This window comes from Actinomadura sp. KC06, assembly GCF_004348735.1.
Lineage (GTDB): Bacteria > Actinomycetota > Actinomycetes > Streptosporangiales > Streptosporangiaceae > Spirillospora.
This window is the reverse complement of the sequence record NZ_SMKT01000178.1, coordinates 1-17119: the sequence shown is the minus strand read 5'-3', so window position 1 is coordinate 17119 and position 17119 is coordinate 1. Positions and strand designations below refer to the sequence as shown.

Genomic DNA, 17119 nt, shown 5'->3' with positions numbered 1-17119 from the left:
GGACGGCGGCGGGCCTGGCGGGGTGCGCGGGTCCGCGGCCGTGGGGGCCGCGCGGCGCGGTCCCCTCGGGCTCACGGGGTCGTTCATTAGCGGAAGTCATTAACAGCGCTAACGATAATCGCGAGCCCGGCATTCCGGCAAATCCCGGCGCGGCCGGGTCAGGATCGGCTGAGCCTGTCGATGATCGGGGCGGCCCGGCGGAGGATCTCCCGCTCGTCGTCGGTCAGCTCGCCGAGCCTCCTGGCCAGCCACGCCTCCTTGCGGCGCCGCTCGTCCGCCAGCAGCGCGGCGCCCGCGTCGGTCGCGTTCAGCACGACCTGGCGCCCGTCGGTCGGATGCGGGCTGCGCGCGACCAGGCCCTGCTCCTCCAGGTACGCGATCACGCGCGTCATCGACGGCGGCTGCACCTTCTCGTGGTCGGCCAGCTCGCGGGGCGTCATCGACCCGTGCCGCTCGATCGCGGCGAGCGCGGCGAACTGCGTGAGCGACAGCGGGCCCCGTCCGCCCCGGTCGCCCTCGGTGGCGGGACGCAGCGTGCGCAGCCGCCGCGACAGCCGGGCGATCGAGATGCGCAGCTCTTCGGCCAGCCCGGGGACGGACACGGCACGGCGTGGGGTGGGTGGCGTTGTCATCGTCATTGGTCTCCCATGCTGCCACGCCGTACCTTGACATTGCGGCTAGGCTTATTAGCCTTTGAGCTATCTAGATTAGAGGAGAGTGGAATGCCTCGTGCCGGACTGTCGCCGGCCGCCGTCGTCGACGCCGCCGTCGCCATCGTGGACGCCGAGGGCCCCGGCGCCCTGACGCTGGCCGCGGTGGCGGGAAGGGCCGGGGTCGCGACGCCCTCCCTGTACAAGCATGTCCGCAACCTGGCCGAGTTGCGACAGCTGGTCACCGTCCGCGTGCTCGAAGAACTTACAGAACGGCTCGGAGAGGCCGCGCTGGGACGCTCCGGGGACGACGCCGTCCGCGCCCTGATGCGCGCCTACCGGTCGTACGTGGTGGAGCATCCCGGCCGGTACGCGGCCATGGAGCAGTCGGCGGGCGCCCAGCCAGAGGACAACGCGGCGGGCGAGCGTCTCCTGGCCATCCTCTACGCGGCGTTGCGCGGCTACGCCCTGGAGGGTTCGGAGCTGGTCCACGCGGCCCGCTGCCTGCGTTCGGCCGTGCACGGGTTCGCCGTCCTGGAGGCGGCGGGCGGCTTCGGCCTGCCCGAGGACCTGGAGGCCAGCTATGAGCTGCTCATAGGCATGGTCGTCGGAGGGTTGCCCGGCGCCCGCGGCGTAACCTGATCGCATGACCCGACCGCGCCGCCCGGACCCGCCGCCCATGCAGACCAACGATGTCCGCATCGCGGCCGCGGGCGCGGCCGCCTGGGCGGTGGCCTTCGTCGTGCTGCTCATCGTCGGGCTGCCGGATGAGGACCGGTGGTGGCTGTGGGTGTGCGTCACGGGCTTCGCCAGCGGCCTGTTCGGCGTGTGGTACGTCCCGAGGCTGCAGGCCCGCCGCGCCAAGCAGGAGGCCGCCCGTGCCGCCCAACGCGAGGCCGAGGCGGAAGCCGACGCCGACAAGCCCGCGGAGACCGCGGAGCGCGGGCGCGGCGACTAAGGCTCCAGGTCTGCCTCGGCCAGGAGGTCGGGCAGCGCATCGGGTGCGCGCAGCACCGCTTCGACCATGAGCCGGTCGGCCCAGTGGCCGGTCGACCATGCGAGCGCGCGGGCGAGGCCGTGCACTCCGCTTGCGCGTACTTCGCCGTCTCTGGTCCACCACGGCACGTCCTGGCCGTCCACGATGAGATGTTCATGCGCGAGGTAGTCGGCGGGTGCGTCCGGTAGGACGGCCCTGACGGCGTCCGGTACAGGACGTTTCTCGCCCTCCGATTGGACGACGCCCGGGATCTCGTCTCCGGCCAATGGCAGATCGAGGAGTTCGGCCAGGCGGTCGTCCCGTCCCTGCGCGGCGATGACGAGCGGCTGGCCCCGGAGCAGCGGGAGGACGTCCGGGGCGTCCAGGATTAGGGCGTCAGCGGCGTCTACGACCTCGACGTCGCCGTCCACGACCGTTCGGACATGGTCCGGTGGTTCGACGGCTGGGTCGGGGGTGTCGGCCAGGGCCGTCCACAGTCCGCCCAATTGTGCTCGGGTCACGGAACGTGCCGGGTCACCGAGCCGGTCGAGCAGCTCTTGGGCGCCTCCGGGCTCGTCCAGCAAATCGGCCAGGGACGTACGGACGCCCAAGGCGAGCAGGAGCCGCTCGTCAAAACCCGCTGGCGCGACGTCGTAGAGCCCTGCGAGGGCCTCGTCCCCGCGCAGCCTGAACTCGCCGGGGCTGCGGCCGTCCAGGACGCGGTGACGCCGCAGCCACCACGCCGTATAGGACGGGACGGCAACCCGCCGACCATCGTGCAAGGTCACATGAGCGGGACTGACGATCGCGGCCCGCCACGGCGGTTCCGCAAGGACGCGCAGCGCCGCAGTCCAGTCATCGACCAGTTCGAGGTCTCGGACGGCCAGGAACTCCGGCACGAGCGGAGGGAGGTCTTGCGGGCCGATTCGCCGCAGTACGTCTTCTGCCCACAGGTCCTCGTCATCGAGATCCAGGGTCTCCGCTTCGTCTGCGATCCCTGTGAGGTTCACGTCCTCGCCCTTGGCGAGAGCGAATCCGTCCAGGACGCCGACGGCCGTGAGCGTCTCCGCGCCCCAGCGTTCCAGCAGCTCGCCGTCGACCACACCGAACGGTGCGTCATCGGCCATGAGCGCACGCAGCGGGCTCTCCGGCAGTAGCAGCTCACCCGCCGGATACAGCTCCCCGTCATCGCCGGGCAGGGAAAGCTCGGCCAGCCAGGGCTCCTCGCCGGGATCGAGCCTCGCGGCGGCGACGAGCCCTAGGACGGCTTCGGCGACCGCATCGGGGTCGTCGGCCTCGAACGACTCCTCGGCGGCCGCGCGCACGGCGGCGTCGGCGAGAACGGCCCGCGGCCCCGCCTCGACGGCCCCCAGCCGGGTCAGCAGCGGATGCACCGCCTCCGGGTGGACGAACCGCAGGCCCAGCGCGTCCAGGCCGCGGGGATCGACGCCGTCCGCGATCAGCAGGCCCCGCGGACCGCGCACGATCCGTCCGCCGTCGCCGGCCAGCGGCACCGGAACGGCCCCCAGAGCGTCTGTGGCGGCTCCGCCGAGCGCCCCGTACATCCGATGCCACCATGCCGGTTCGCGGTCCACAGCGGCCAGCTCATCGATGACGTCGGCCAGCTCGACCCGCCGCACCCCGAGCGCGGCGAGCGCGGGGCTCCGCGCGGGCCACTCCGGCGGGAGCAGGCCGACCGCGACGCCGTCCTCGCCGCCGAGGAGGTCGACGAAATCCGCGGGGGCGTCCACGGCGACCGCGTCGCGTCCGCGGGTCCGGTAGGGCAGCAGGGGCGCCTCGGGGAGGCGGTCGCGGATGCCGCGCCGTACCCGGGCGTCCAGCTCACCGGCCCCGACCGGCCCTGGCACCAGCTTGAGCACGCTTGGTGAAACGTCGAGTTCGGTCAGCAACCGCACATAGGTCTCGGCGGCACGGTCCACGAGGAAGTCGGTCAGCGGGCCGGGTGCGACGTGCCTCCGGTCAGGTGCGAGCGGGAACGACGCGATGAGCAATGCGGGCAGGTCCAGCCGTTCGTCACTGGGCGTTGGCGCGTGCACGACGGCGGGGGTGTCTTCCGGTAGGCCGTCCTCTGGCAGAGCCCACCGCAGGTGCCAGAACGGCCGTGCCCGTTCCTCCACCGGACGGTCTTCCAGAAGCGGCATAGGAATTTCCCCATGCGCCTCGGCCGTCCGCCACGTCGCACCGTCGATGACCACCTCGCCCGGCGGACGATGCTCAGCGGTCAGTTCACGGACGTCCCCGTCCACATCGATCTCAACGCCGTCCAGCGCGGGCAGGGCCAGCATCAACGCCGCCCCAGCACGCTCAAGCTGCCGCCGGACGCTCTCGACCGCGTCCTCGCGCAGCGGCAACCAAACGACCGTGTCGAACCCCGGAGGAATCTCAGGCGGCTCGTCGTCCAGGGCGAACGGCAACCGAAGCAGCGGAACGTGCCCGCCACGCCTCTCCAGCTCGTCCGCAAGCGCCGGTACTGCCTCCACCAGCTCCTGAGAACGGGCCCGCGACCACATCACGCCCGCCCCACCGGAAACGATGGCGGGCCGGTCGCTGACGGCCACGACGGCTGCGAACCCGACGCCGAACCGTCCTGCAGTAGCCGCGTCATCCCGCTTGGACGACGCCCGCAGCGTCGACAGTGCCTCCACGCCCGCCGCGTCCAACGGCGCCCCCGTGTTGGCCGCGCTCAGCACGGCTCCCGACGGCGACGTACGGAGCTCCAGCCGGAGACGCCCGGGGACGGCGGCGCGCAGCGCGGCGTCGGCGGCGTTCTGCGCCAGCTCGATCACGACCCGGTCGCGGTAGCCGCCGAGAGCGAAGTCCTCCTCGGTGTTGGCGTCCTCGCGGAACCGGGCGGGCGACTCGCTCCAGGCGCGCAGCACCCGCTCCCGCAGGGCGCGCGTCCCGAAATCCGGCATCGTCAGCTGTGGCCTAGAGCCTCTTCGTCCAAGGACGCCGCGTCCTCGACCACGGACGTCTCGCCCTCGGCCACCGGCACGGCGTCCTCGATCCTGCTCGGCGACGGCAGGACCTCGTAGCCCAGTTCGTCGATGACCGGAGGATTGTGCTCGGACACGGCCGGAAGGGAGACCGCCTCCGAATGCGCGCCGCAGCCGTGGTCGGCGGAGACGACGCGTCCGTCATCGGGCGCGTACTCGTTCGCGCACACCCCGAACATCTTCCGCAGCTCACCCGCCAGCGCCACATAGAAACCGCACGTCGAGCACTGCGCGGGCGCGGACGCGGCGATCGGCGCCCGCGGGCCGCCGACGCCCTCGTACCAGCGCGCGGCGGCCTCGTCCCGTCCCTCCTGGGAGAGGACCCGGACGCGGCCGAGCCCCGGCTCCCACTGCGCCTCGCGCTCGACGGACTCGTCGACCTGCGTGTAGCCGGGCGCGAGCCGCACGTCGTCGGGCGCGGTCGGCAGCAGGTCGCCGGGACCGAGGTCGCCGGGACGCAGCCGCTCCAGCCACGGCACCCACGGCGGCGCGAGCAGCGCGTCGTCGCCGGGCAGCAGGACGCACTCGCTGACCGTGACGACCTTGGCGCGGGACGCACGCGTCACGGTCACGGCCCACCGCCAGCCCGCGTAGGCGGGGTCGAGGCACTCGAAATAGTGCGTGACGACGCGGTCGCCTTCGGCGCGCAGGCCGAGATGCTCGCCCGCCTGGCCGGGCCTGGCCGTGTCCTCCGCGGCCTCACGCGCGAGGCCGACGGCCTCGGCGCAAGCGGTGTCGACGGCGGGCGTGCGAGCCCTCCGGGCGGGCCCGGAGGCGGTGTGCGCGGACGCGCTGGACGCGGACGCGGAACGCGCGGGGCTGGACTGAGGCAGTGAGCTCACATGCCAATTCTCGCCCATGAAACGACGTGGCCGGGCACCTCACCCTTCCACCGCCTGGAAAACAACCACCGGCATCCCGTTAGTGAGCACGTCCCCCAGCGGGGAACGTACCCTCAATCAGGGGGTCGGGCCTTGGCGGAGAACCCGGACGACGCAGGGGAGAGATCAGGGCGCATGGGTGACCGGACACGGTTCGGGCGATCCGTACGCGCCGCTACAGGAGGTGCGGCGCGGGCGCTGCGCAGCACGCGCTCCGCGATGGCGCGCACGGGACGGCTGACCCGCCGCGCCACCCACGCCCAGGGCGCGGGACGCAGCGGCCTCGGCAGCCTGATCGAGTCCTCCGCGGTCAACTCCGCGGGCGACGCGCTGGTGACCGTCGCCCTCGCCGGGACCCTGTTCTTCGGCCTGGACGTCAACCAGGCGCGCGGCCAGGTCGCCCTCTACCTCGTCGTCACGATGGCGCCGTTCGCGCTGGTCGCGCCGCTGATCGGCCCTGCGCTCGACCGGGCGCGGCACGTCCGCCGGTACGCGATCTCCAGCACGTTCGTGGTCCGCGCGCTGCTGTGCTGGGCGATGGCGAGCGCGCTGCCGCACGGCGACCAGGTCACGTTCCTGCCCGCCGCGTTCGGCGTGCTCGTGCTGTCCAAGGCGTTCGGGGTGCTGCGCGCCGCCGTGACGCCGCGCGTCCTGCCGGACGAGATCACCCTCGTGACGGCGAACGCGCGCTCGGCGTTCGCGGGTCTGATCGCCGCGTCGATCACCGCACCGGTCGCCGCGGGCCTCGTGTGGCTCATCGGCGCTGACTGGGTCCTGCGCATCGGCACGGTCGTGTTCCTGCTGGGGATCGTGTTCACGATGCGGCTGCCGCGGAGCGTGGACGTCCCGGACGCCGAGCCCTCGCCGGAGAACGGAGACCCGCAGACCGGCGAGGCGGAGGGCGAGGACGCGCCCGGCGGGGACGCGGCGCGGCCGAAGGCCAGGCATTGGCGGACGCTGCCGCGCGTCGGCCCGGTCGTCGCGGAGGCGATGCAGGCCAACGCGGTGCTGCGCGCGTTCTCCGGCTTCCTGATCCTCTATCTGGCGTTCCTGCTGCGCCAGGAGCGGTTCGACCCCGTGTCCAACAACGTCGCGCTCGGGATGCTGGCGGCGTCCGCCGGCGCGGGCGGCCTGATCGGCACGGCGCTCGGCGTGTGGATGAAGGCGCGGGCGCCCCGGCTGATCGTCTTCGCGACGCTGGCGTCCGTGACCGCCGTCGCCGCCGTGAGCGCCGCGTTCTTCGGCCTGTGGGCGGCGCTGGCGGTGGCGCTCGCGGCGGGCCTCGGCCAGGTGCTCGGGAAGCTGTCGATGGACGCCGTGGTGCAGCACGAGATCGGCGAGGAGATGCGGTCGTCCACCTTCGCCGTCTCGGAGACGCTGCACCAGCTCGTGTGGGTCCTCGGCGGGCTGGCCGGCCTCGGCATGTCGATCGTCGCGGACGGACGCGTCGCGCTGGCGATCGTGTCCGCCGCGCTGGCCGTGTCGCTGGGCCTGCTGCTGTCGCGCAGCGCGGGCACCAGACGCCGAGCGCGCCGACGACGTGCCCCGCAACGCTCGTCAACGATCAAGGACGCGCACCCGGAGATGCACACCTGACGGGCCCCGCCGCCGAGAGGCGGCCAGGCTAGGACGCGGCCAGGTCGTCGGCGACCGCCCGCAGCACGGTCGCGATCTTCTTGGCCTCCGCCGGTGCCGGGTGCTTGCCGCGCCGGTAGGTGTTGGAGATGTCGTCCAGCAGCTTGATGAGGTCCTCGGTGATGACGACCATCTCGTCCGGCTTCTTGCGCCGCTGCTTGGCGATGGTCTTCTCGACCGACGGCAGCGTGTCAAGCACCTTCACCTGGAGGGCCTGCTGGCCGCGCCGCCCCTCGACCACGCCGAACTCGATGCGCTGGCCCGGTCTCAGCGTCGTGACCCCGCCCGGCAACGCCGATGAGTGCACGAAGACCTCACCGCCGTCGTCGCGCGTGAGGAAGCCGAACCCCTTGTCGGAGTCGTACCACTTGACCTTGCCAGTCGGCACCGGAGACCTCGTTCGGTAATCGTCCTGAATCGACCCCAAGATTAGTGCCTCGCCAAGGGCCGGTGTACACACCGGTACCCCCCGCGACGCCCGCGCAGGCCGACGATCAGAAGCTATCCCGCGCGTCCGACAACGGCATCCGAATATCGCGCCGCAGCTCAGGACGCGCACCCGCGGCTCAGGGCGTGCGGAACCCGCCGAGCCATTCCGGGAAGGCGAGCAGATCGGGCAGGACGACGTCCGCGCCGTAGGCCGTCAGAGCCGCCGAATCGTACGCGCCCGTCGCGACGGCCACCGCGACCGCCGACGCCGCCCGCGCCGCGTCCACGTCGCCGGTGTGGTCGCCGATGTAGGCGCCCGCGGCGTGCTCGCGCAGCACGGCGCCCTTCTCAGCGCCGAACAGGCCGCCGGCGACGACGTCCACCTCAAGGCCGAGGTAGCGGACGGTCCGCTCGGTGTCGGCCTGGTTCTTGCCGGAGACGACGATCACCCGCCCGCCGCGCACCCGCACCGCGTCCAGCGCCGCCGAGGCCCCCGGCATAAGGACGGTCGCCGGGACCGCGATGTCGGCGTAGATCGCCCGGTAGCGCGCCGCCATCGCGGGCACCTCGTCGGGCGGGAACCAGTAGGCGAGCTCCTCCTCCAGCGGAGGGCCGATGCGCCGGACGACGAGATCGGTGTCGATGGCGACGCCGGTCTCGGCGGCGATCGCGGCGTACACGGCGCTGATCCCGGCCCGTGTGTCGGCCAGCGTCAGGTCGAGGTCGAAGCCGACGGCGAGTCCGGAGCCGGTGGACGTGGGGGAATCGTGATCTGGCACGTCCCACAGGTTAAGGGGGCTGGACACATGCGAGTACCCGCGCTCTCCTGGTAGTGGCGATGCGACGGGATCCGAGTAGGAGAGCGCGGGAACTTTCGCGCGGGAACCGTTCAGTTGTGACCGGAACCGACGTCCCGGTCCCATCCGGAACGGCCGCCCGTGCTGCCGATATACCCGGGCCCCCGACCACAAACCATCTGACCAGGGAAAACGCAGGACTCGAACAGGCCACCCCGAGCAAAAGGACGATCAGCTCCGAACGTCCGCCCGGCGATGTCCCCCGGTTAATGGGCCGCTGAAGGAGGCCGCAATGGCAGACACCCCCGACCGGTCGCCCGACCCCGACCCCGGCCGGACGACCGCGCCTACGCCCGCGCAGGAGCACGCGATGACCCGCATCGACCCCGGCGACGCCCGCGACGAGCGCGAACGGCGGTCGTTCTCGTCCGGCGCCGCCGCCGCACGCCGCCGCGCCGCCGGCATCGCCGCCACCGCGGTCTCGGCCGTCACCACGGTCGTCGTGGTCGTCCTCGCCGTGCACATCACGTTCGTCGCGTTCGAGGCGAACACGGCGAACGACCTCGTCCGCTGGTTCGGCGACCGGGCCACCGACCTGTGCTGGCAGTTCAAGGACGTCTTCCAGCCCGAGAACCCCAAGGCCGAGGTCGCCGTCAACTACGGCCTCGCCGCCCTCGTCTACCTGATCGCGGGCAGACTCCTCATCGGCCTGATCCGCCGCTGGGCCTAACCGCGGCCTGGAAAGCCAACACGGCCTGGACGCCGATCGCGACGCGGAACTAGTCGCGGCCCGGGAAGCGGACGGCGTCGAAGGGCCAGGCGGTCGTGACCCACTCGCGGACGAACTCCTCCAGCTCCTTCTCCAGGGCGGAGTTCTCCTCGTCGGCGCGGACCCAGAACACCACGACGGCGTCCGCGCCGGGGTCGTCGGACGGGGCCACATGGATGCGGCCGAGCTGGCGGTCCCCGTCGGGCGTGATCACGACGTAGCTGAACGAGCGCCGCAGCTGGCCCTGCTTCTGCAACCAGGCGACGTCGATCAGGGCCTGCTCGAAGGTGAACTCGCTGTCCGGCCAGCCCCACTCGGGCCCGAACCGGCCGGCGAGCCGGTCCAGGCTCCCGATCACGGCGCCGTAGTCCTTGACCACGTCGTGGACGGTGATCGGACGGATCTGGAACCGGGAACCGGCCACCAGCGTGGGCACCACGAAGTCCTCGGGCAGGAAGGCCCCGTCGGCCGCCTTCCGCGGAGACTTGAACATCGCCGACCTTTCCGACGACGCCCCTTCCGGCGACGGGGCGCAGACGAAGGAAGCCTAGTCGTCCGGGGCCCGGTGCGAGCCGGATCGCGGTTTCGGGCGTGCCGCGCGGGACGTAGGGGCCCCGCAGGTCGAAGATGCCTTACTGTTCTTGCGGAGGAATACATCACCATGACGACATCTACGCGCGAGCGGATCGTGGCCGAGTCGCTCCGGCTGTTCGCCGATCGGGGTTACACGGCGACGTCGGTGGCGGAGATCGAGGCGGCCGCCGGTCTCTCGCCGGGCGCGGGCGGCCTGTACCGGCACTTCCGGTCCAAGGAGGAGGTCCTCGCCTCCGCCATCCGCGAGCACATCGAGCGGACCCACCGGCAGATCGACGACGTCCTGGACCAGGCCGCCGTCTACGAGGACCGCCCGCTGGAGACGCGGCTGCGGATGACGTGCCAGACCGGGCTGGCGAAGATGCGCGAGGAGCAGGACCTCATCCGGGTGCTGTTCCGCGACCTCGACCAGTTCCCGAACCTCGTCGCGGAGATGCGCGAGGGCATCGTCAACCCCCTCTACGACGGGATCGCCACCTGGCTGGCGGCGCAGCCCGAGTTCGAGGGCGCCGACGAGGACTGGCCGGCGATCGCGGCGATCCTCGGCGGCGCGGTGGTGAACTACTGGCTGGCGAACGAGTCGATGTACGAGCCGCCGACGCGCATCGACGAGAAGCGGTTCGTGGAGAGCTGGGCGCGGCTCGGGCTGGGGCTCGTCCGCCTGGAACGCACCCCCGCACCCACCACCGCGACCCCCTGACCAACCGCGTCCCGCGCCCTGACCGACCGCGTCCCGCTGACCGACCGTGCCCCGCGCCTGACCGACCACACCCCAACTGACCGCACGCTCTCGCCGCTTGGCAGGCGTTCCTCCAGCACACGGCATGTTCGTCCTACAGGGCACCCCGCACGGGCTCCTACCCTTGAGGGGCCCGGTTCGGGCAACGCACGAGCCCCCTAAAGTTGGGGAAAGGCATGGAAACGTACGCGGACTGGTTGCGCGCGCGAGGCGACGACGAGCTTCGCGCGCTTCTGTCCGCGCGCCCTGAGTTGCTCGCGCCCGTCCCCGCCGACCTGACCGCGCTCGCCTCTCGCGCCGCGACCCCCGCCGCGGTCTCCCGCGCCCTCGACCGGCTCGACCGGTTCACGCTCGCCGTCCTGGAGGCGCTGCTCGTCCTGCCCGCGGCGGACGGCCCCGACACGCTCGCCACCGCGCTCGACGCCACGTCCGTCCAGGTCGCCGACGCGCTGGGAACGTTGCAGCGCTACGGCCTGGTCTGGGGGAACGGGAACGGGACGCTGAACCCGGCGCCCGGCGTCCGGCAGGCCATGCCGCACCCCGCCGGGCTCGGCCCGCCCGTCCAGGAGGTCTTCGCCGGCTACACCCGCGAGCGGCTCACCGACCTGGTCACCGACCTGGACGGCGAGGCCCCGCGCGGCTTCGCCGACTCGGCGCGCCTGCTGCGGCGGCTCGCCGAGCTGCTGAGCGCCCCCGGCCCGCTGATCGACGACGCCGGCCCCGACGCGCTTGCCGCCCTCGACCATCTGACCTGGGGCCCGCCGGTCGGACGGGTCGCCGACGCGCGCCGTCCCGTCCGGGTCGACACCGCGGCCACCCCGATCGAGCGGCTGCTCGCCCGCGGCCTCCTCGCCGCCGAGGACGACCGCACGGTCACCCTCCCGCGCGAGGTCGCGCTGCACCTGCGCGGCGGGCGGCTCTTCCGGGACGTCGCCGCGGAGCCGCCGCCGCTCACGCCCCCGCCCGGCGAACCGCGCGGCGCGGACGTCGTGGTCCGCGCCGCGGCCGGGGAGGCGTTCAACGCCGTCCGGCTCGTGGAGGAGCTGCTCGAGCGCTGGGGTCTGGATCCGCCGCCCGTCCTGCGCAGCGGCGGCCTCGCCGTCCGCGACCTGCGCGCCGCCGCCGTGCTGCTGGACGTCCCCGAATGGAAGGCCGCGCTGCTGGCCGAGGTCGCGTACGCGGCCGGGCTGCTGACCCGCAGCGGCGACCTCGACGGCGAATGGCTCCCGACGCCCGCCTACGACCTGTGGCTCATGCGCGACACCGCCGGCCGCTGGACGGAGCTGGCCCGCGGCTGGCTGAAGTCCGACCGCGCCGCGGGCCTCGCCGGGGAGCGCGACGACCGCGACCGGCTCATCAACGCGCTCAGCGAGGCGATGGTGCGCAGCAGCGCCCCGGCCACCCGCCGGGCCACGCTGGACGTCCTCGTGGACGCGGGCCGCGGCGCCGTCGGCGAGGACGCCCTCCGCGAGCGGCTCGCCTGGCTGCGCCCCCGCCGCGGCGGCCGGGGCCGCGACCGGATCATCGGCTGGACGCTGCGCGAGGCCGCCGCGCTCGGCCTCACCGGGTTCGGCGAGCCGGCCCCGTTCGCCCGCGACCTGCTCGCCGGCGACGACCCCGAGCCCGCCCTGGAGAAGCACCTCCCCGCCCCCGTCAGCGAGATCCTCATCCAGGCCGACCTGACCGCGATCGCGCCCGGCCCGCTGGTGACCGAGCTCGCCCGGGAGCTCGCCCTCGCCGCCGACGTCGAGTCCACCGGCGGCGCGACCGTCTACCGCTTCACCCCCGAGTCGATCCGCCGCGCCCTGGACGCCGGCCGGACCGCCGCCGACGTCACCGGCCTGCTGTCCCGCCACTCGGCGACGCCGCTGCCGCAGCCGCTCACCTACCTGATCGACGACGTCGCCCGCAGGCATGGGCACCTGCGCGTCGGCGCGCTCGCGTCCTACGTCCGGACCGACTCGTCCGCCACGCTGGACGAGATCCTCGCCGACCGGCGCTCCGACCCGCTGCGGCTGCACCGCCTCGCGCCGACCGTCCTCGCGTCGGGGCTGCAGCGCGCCGACCTCCTCGACGGGCTGCGCGGCATGGGCCTCGCGCCGGTCGCCGAGTCCCCGGGCGGCGGCGTGATCGTGACCCGTCCGGACGCGCAGCGCGCCGACCCGCCGCCGACCGCCGAGATCGTCCGGTTGCGGCCGGACGAGCGCACCGACGCCTCGATGATCTCCGCCGCGGTGCGGGCGCTGCGCGCGGGCGACGAGGCGTCCAGGCACGGCGCGGAGCAGGCCCGGCTGCGGGCGGACGCCCCGTCCGGCGAACCGCCCCGCTCCCCCGCGATGGCCACCGTCGACCGCCTCCGCACCGCCGTCGACCGGGGCGGACGCGTCTGGATCGGCTACCTCGACCAGCAGGGACAAGCGTCCAGCCGCATCGTGGAGCCCGTCCGCGTCGAGGGCGGCTTCCTCACCGGCTACGACGCGACGCGTGCGGCCGTGCACCGCTTCGCGCTGCACCGCATCACCGGCGTCGCCGAGCTCTCCGACGACCCCGCTCCCTGAGCGATCCGCGCCTGCCCGGAACCGGCGAACCTCGCATACGGTCCAACCAGTGACCCATCGGACCGATAGCGTGTCCAGGCGAACGTGTGAGGAGGCTCCCGATGAGCGGGTACGGAGGGGGTCCGCCGTCGGGCTGGGAGGACCCCTACGGCGGCGGATCACAAGGCTGGGACCCAGGCGGCGCGTACGGGCCGCAGTACGGCGCGGGGCAGGGCTACCCACCCCCTGGCTACGGCTATGGCTACGGACCTCCCGGAGTGCCGCACAGGGCGCCGAGCAACGGCTCCACCATCGCCGCCCTCGTCTGCAACTCCATCGCGGTCGTGCTGTGCTGCAACATCGTCGCGATCCCCGGCATCATCACCGCCGCGATCGCGCTCGGACGCAACAACACCGACCCGCGCTCGGCCCGCAAGCTGACGATCTGGAGCTGGTCGCTCTTCGCCGCCGGCGTGGTGATCGGGATCATCCTCATCGTGATCTACGCGCTGCTGGCCGCCGCCGCCGACCCCGACTACGACTCGTCGGGCGGAATCTGACCATGAACGGGCCCGACTACGGCTACGGGCCTCCCGGAGTCCCGCCCCGGACGGTCAGCAACGGCACCATCACGGCCGCGCTCGTCTGCAACTCCATCGCGTGCGTGCTGTGCTGCAACGTCGCCGCCGTCGCCGGCGTCATCACCGCCCTGCACGCACAGCGCCGCGTCGCCACCAATCCGCGTTCCGCCTGGAAGCTGACCATCTGGAGCTGGTCGCTCTTCGCCCTGGCCATAGTGATCGGAATCGCCGGCGCCGTGTTCTTCCTGACCGTCGGCGCCGACTCCTAGCCCGACCGGCTCACCAAAGCCCGCGGAACACCACCGGCGACGGGAAGACCCGGCGCCCCGCAGCCGTTGAACCTTCGGGTCGGACGCGTTGCCGCCCGAACGACGCATACCACTCAGGCGCTCGTTCCCGCCCGAACGACGAAGACGCCGCCGCCGGCGGCCTCGGGTACCGTGCACCAGCGGGGATTCCCGACTCCGAACACCGATTCCCGACGGGGGCTGCTTTCCGTGACCGACGGTCCGCTCATCGTCCAGTCCGACAAGACGCTGCTGCTGGAGGTCGACCACGAGCTGGCCGGCGCCTGCCGCAAGGAGATCGCGCCGTTCGCCGAGCTCGAACGGGCGCCCGAGCACGTCCACACCTACCGGGTGACGCCGCTCGCGCTCTGGAACGCCCGCGCCGCCGGGCACGACGCCGAACAGGTCGTCGACACGCTGCTCAGGTACTCCCGCTACCCCGTCCCGCACGCGCTGCTCGTCGACGTCGCCGACACGATGGCGCGGTACGGGCGGCTGCGGCTGGAGAAGGACCCCGTGCACGGGCTGGTCCTGGCGTCGTCCGATCGGTCCGTGCTGGAGGAGGTCCTGCGCGCCAAGAAGATCAAGGGGATGATCGGCGAGCGGGTCGGGGACGACGTCGTCGCCGTCCACCCGAGCGAGCGCGGCGCACTCAAGCAGGCCCTGCTGAAGCTCGGCTGGCCCGCCGAGGACCTCGCCGGCTACGTGGACGGCGAGGCCCACGCGATCTCCCTCGTCGAGGACGGCTGGCAGCTGCGCTCCTACCAGCAGGACGCCGCCGAGGCGTTCTGGCACGGCGGCTCAGGCGTCGTCGTCCTCCCCTGCGGCGCCGGCAAGACCATCGTCGGCGCCGCCGCCATGGCCCGCGCCGAGGCGACCACGCTGATCCTCGTCACCAACACCGTGTCCGCGCACCAGTGGAAGCAGGAGCTCCTCCGCCGCACGTCCCTCACCGAGGACGAGATCGGCGAGTACACCGGCGCGAAGAAGGAGGTCCGTCCCGTCACGATCGCGACCTACCAGATCATGACGACGCGCCGGAAGGGCGTCTACACGCACCTCGAACTGTTCGACGCCCGCGACTGGGGCCTCGTCGTGTACGACGAGGTGCACCTGCTGCCCGCGCCCATCTTCCGCATGACCGCCGACCTGCAGGCCCGCCGACGCCTCGGCCTCACCGCCACCCTCGTCCGGGAGGACGGCCGCGAGGGCGACGTGTTCTCCCTCATCGGCCCGAAACGCTACGACGCTCCCTGGAAGGACATGGAGGCGCAGGGCTGGATCGCGCCCGCCGACTGCGTCGAGGTCCGCGTCACCCTCACCGACGCGGAACGCCTCGCCTACGCCACCGCCGAACCCGACGAGCGCTACCGCTTCTGCGCCACCACCGACACCAAGACCAAGCTCATCCAGGCGCTCGTCGACCGGCACAAGGGCGAGCAGACCCTCGTCATCGGCCAGTACATCGACCAGCTCGACGAGCTCGGCGCGCTACTGGACGCACCCGTCATCAAGGGCGAGACCCGCGTCCGCGAACGGGAACGCCTTTTCGACGCCTTCCGCTCTGGCGAAATCAGCGTGCTGGTGGTGTCGAAGGTCGCGAACTTCTCCATCGACCTGCCGGAGGCGTCCGTCGCCGTCCAGGTGTCGGGCGCCTACGGGTCCCGGCAGGAAGAGGCCCAGCGGCTCGGACGCCTTCTGCGTCCGAAGGCGTCCGGCCATGGCGCCCGCTTCTACGCCGTCGTCGCCCGCGACACCCTCGACCAGGACTACGCCGCCCACCGCCAGCGTTTCCTCGCCGAACAGGGCTACGCGTACCGCATCGTGGACGCCGACACCGTCCTCGCAGGCGACGAAATCTAAACCGCCCGCTCCACGCAGATCTCGCCGGGGTGGCCCACTCGGCGTCCAAGGGCGACGACGGCGATGAGCGCCCCGACGAGAGTCACAGCAGCGGCCATGTAGTACGCCGTCCCGAGCCCTTCGGTGAGTTCCCGCTGCAGGACGGCGCCGTCCAGGCTCCCGGTCCCGCCGTTGGCGACGAGCACCATCAGCGCAGTGCCGACCGCCAGCCCCGTCTGCTCCCACGCCGTTGCCCACCGCGATCCACATCGACGTCCAGACGATGCCCATCCCGAACCCGGTGACCATGATGCCGGGCAGCACGACGACGAACGCGGAATCGGGCGACACCGCGACCGCGAGCAGCACCATCCCCACCGCACCGATCACAAGCCCGGCAGACAGCGCGGCACGCATTCCCACACCGGTCACCAGCCGCTCCGCGACTTTCGTCCCGACGATGTTGAGCAACGTCAGCGGCAGGTACACCAGGCCCGTCCGCAACGGGTCATAACCGAGGACGTCCTGGAGGTAGACGGTCAGCAGGTAGTACTGGGCGCCCAGTCCCGCGCCGAACACCGCGGTGATCGCCATCGCCGTGAGCAGGCTGCGGTTGGCGACCATGCGCGGCGGCAGGACCTTGCGCCAGCACAAAGACCAACACACTCCGGCAGTCGCTCAACGCCCCAGGCAGATCAAACCGCCGCTCCCGCGTAACGCCCCAAGCACCATCGGACGGCAACAGCGGAAAAGCCGCTGGCAAGGCCGCCTCCCATTCCGGCCCATACGGCAAGCGCACGATTTCGCTCAGGCCCCTCTGCGAAATTGGTGCTGATCAGCGCGAGCGTCGCCGGGAACAGCAACGCCGCCCCCAGCCTCTGCACGGCCCGTACCGCAATCACAAGCCCCGGATGACCGGCAAGCCCGCCGATGAGCGACGAGACGGCGTATCCGAGCGGAACCCGGTGGTCACCGCGACTATCCCGAGACCGCGGTCGACCGTGTCATTCGGATTCAGGATTTGTTCGCGGCCGGGCTGCACAGCGCGAAGATCGCCGAGTTGCTGCCGTGTATGCGGGACGCGGACGGCTGGCCATCAGAAATCGCCGCACCGCGACAGGTCAGCGACCTGACCGCAGAACGCGACCGCATCAACCGCATGATCATTTACCTGGTCCGGTTCCGGGACGTGCTGAACGAAGCCATCGAAACAGCCGCCGAAAAATGAGGAAGGCCCCGCCAATAATGGCGGGGCCTTCCCCTTCTACGATGTGTCCGGCGGTGTCCTACTCTCCCACACAGTCTCCCGTGCAGTACCATCGGCGCTGAAGGGCTTAACTTCCGGGTTCGGGATGGGACCGGGTGTTTCCCCTTCGCCAAAACCA

General features: G+C 72.3%; 17 protein-coding genes and 1 rRNA gene. 10 read left to right on the top strand and 8 right to left on the bottom strand.

Features of this window, described 5'->3' with window-relative positions; genetic code table 11:
• Positions 1–158: 158 nt before the first annotated feature.
• Positions 159–632 (bottom strand): MarR family transcriptional regulator, encoded by a 474-nt coding sequence (locus tag E1287_RS36030; RefSeq protein WP_131969759.1) that lies wholly within the window; start codon positions 630–632, stop codon positions 159–161.
• Positions 633–722: 90 nt separating this feature from the next.
• Here E1287_RS36030 and E1287_RS36025 point away from each other — a divergent pair, with 90 nt between their 5' ends.
• Positions 723–1292, top strand: coding sequence for a TetR-like C-terminal domain-containing protein (locus tag E1287_RS36025; RefSeq protein ID WP_131969758.1), 570 nt, complete (start codon positions 723–725; stop codon positions 1290–1292).
• 4 nt (positions 1293–1296) lie between these two features.
• Entirely contained in the window at positions 1297–1608 is a 312-nt protein-coding gene (locus E1287_RS36020) for a DUF2530 domain-containing protein (protein ID WP_131969757.1), read from the top strand.
• Here E1287_RS36020 and E1287_RS36015 read toward each other — a convergent pair.
• Positions 1605–4562 (bottom strand): hypothetical protein, encoded by a 2958-nt coding sequence (locus E1287_RS36015; RefSeq protein WP_165969372.1) that lies wholly within the window; start codon positions 4560–4562, stop codon positions 1605–1607. The genes E1287_RS36020 and E1287_RS36015 overlap by 4 nt on opposite strands.
• A 2-nt stretch (positions 4563–4564) precedes the next feature.
• Positions 4565–5485, bottom strand: a complete 921-nt coding sequence (locus E1287_RS36010; protein WP_279508177.1) for a DUF3027 domain-containing protein — start codon at positions 5483–5485, stop codon at positions 4565–4567.
• A 174-nt stretch (positions 5486–5659) separates the two neighbouring features.
• Between E1287_RS36010 and E1287_RS36005 the strand changes: the two genes are divergently transcribed.
• Entirely contained in the window at positions 5660–7120 is a 1461-nt protein-coding gene (locus E1287_RS36005) for an MFS transporter (protein WP_243719673.1), read from the top strand.
• A 28-nt stretch (positions 7121–7148) separates the two neighbouring features.
• Here the strand turns inward: E1287_RS36005 and E1287_RS36000 are convergent, their stop codons facing one another.
• A complete protein-coding gene (locus E1287_RS36000) occupies positions 7149–7547 on the bottom strand; it encodes a cold-shock protein (RefSeq protein WP_131969754.1) in 399 nt (132 codons plus the stop codon).
• A 178-nt stretch (positions 7548–7725) separates the two neighbouring features.
• Positions 7726–8367: an HAD hydrolase-like protein gene (locus E1287_RS35995; RefSeq protein WP_243719672.1), complete on the bottom strand. Its 642-nt coding sequence runs from the start codon at positions 8365–8367 to the stop codon at positions 7726–7728.
• A 310-nt stretch (positions 8368–8677) separates the two neighbouring features.
• On the opposite strand from E1287_RS35995, the gene E1287_RS35990 reads away from it, so the two are divergent.
• Positions 8678–9115 carry a hypothetical protein gene (locus tag E1287_RS35990; RefSeq protein WP_131969752.1) on the top strand — a complete coding sequence of 146 codons (438 nt, stop codon included), beginning with the start codon at positions 8678–8680 and terminating at the stop codon, positions 9113–9115.
• Between the two features lie 49 nt (positions 9116–9164).
• Here E1287_RS35990 and E1287_RS35985 read toward each other — a convergent pair whose 3' ends face one another.
• Positions 9165–9647: a GNAT family N-acetyltransferase gene (locus E1287_RS35985; RefSeq protein ID WP_243719671.1), complete on the bottom strand. Its 483-nt coding sequence runs from the start codon at positions 9645–9647 to the stop codon at positions 9165–9167.
• 168 nt (positions 9648–9815) lie between these two features.
• Here E1287_RS35985 and E1287_RS35980 point away from each other — a divergent pair, with 168 nt between their 5' ends.
• The 5 genes from E1287_RS35980 (at position 9816) to E1287_RS35960 (ending at position 15755) form a co-directional block, all read left to right on the top strand.
• Positions 9816–10448, top strand: a complete 633-nt coding sequence (locus E1287_RS35980) for a TetR/AcrR family transcriptional regulator (RefSeq protein ID WP_165969371.1) — start codon at positions 9816–9818, stop codon at positions 10446–10448.
• A gap of 215 nt (positions 10449–10663) precedes the next feature.
• On the top strand, positions 10664–13045 hold the full coding sequence (locus E1287_RS35975; protein WP_131969751.1) for a helicase-associated domain-containing protein: 2382 nt from the start codon (positions 10664–10666) through the stop codon (positions 13043–13045).
• A gap of 101 nt (positions 13046–13146) precedes the next feature.
• Entirely contained in the window at positions 13147–13584 is a 438-nt protein-coding gene (locus E1287_RS35970; RefSeq protein ID WP_131969750.1) for a hypothetical protein, read from the top strand.
• Positions 13585–13586: 2 nt separating this feature from the next.
• Entirely contained in the window at positions 13587–13874 is a 288-nt protein-coding gene (locus tag E1287_RS35965; protein ID WP_131969749.1) for a hypothetical protein, read from the top strand.
• Between the two features lie 228 nt (positions 13875–14102).
• Positions 14103–15755: a DNA repair helicase XPB gene (locus E1287_RS35960; RefSeq protein WP_131969748.1), complete on the top strand. Its 1653-nt coding sequence runs from the start codon at positions 14103–14105 to the stop codon at positions 15753–15755.
• Here E1287_RS35960 and E1287_RS44280 read toward each other — a convergent pair.
• Positions 15752–15943 carry a hypothetical protein gene (locus tag E1287_RS44280; protein WP_165969370.1) on the bottom strand — a complete coding sequence of 64 codons (192 nt, stop codon included), beginning with the start codon at positions 15941–15943 and terminating at the stop codon, positions 15752–15754. The two genes, E1287_RS35960 and E1287_RS44280, sit on opposite strands and share 4 nt — an antisense overlap.
• A gap of 812 nt (positions 15944–16755) precedes the next feature.
• On the opposite strand from E1287_RS44280, the gene E1287_RS35950 reads away from it, so the two are divergent.
• A complete protein-coding gene (locus tag E1287_RS35950) occupies positions 16756–16962 on the top strand; it encodes a hypothetical protein (protein ID WP_207934664.1) in 207 nt (68 codons plus the stop codon).
• 45 nt (positions 16963–17007) lie between these two features.
• Here E1287_RS35950 and rrf read toward each other — a convergent pair.
• Positions 17008–17119: ribosomal RNA gene (rrf, locus tag E1287_RS35945) — 5S ribosomal RNA — on the bottom strand; the annotation flags it as partial.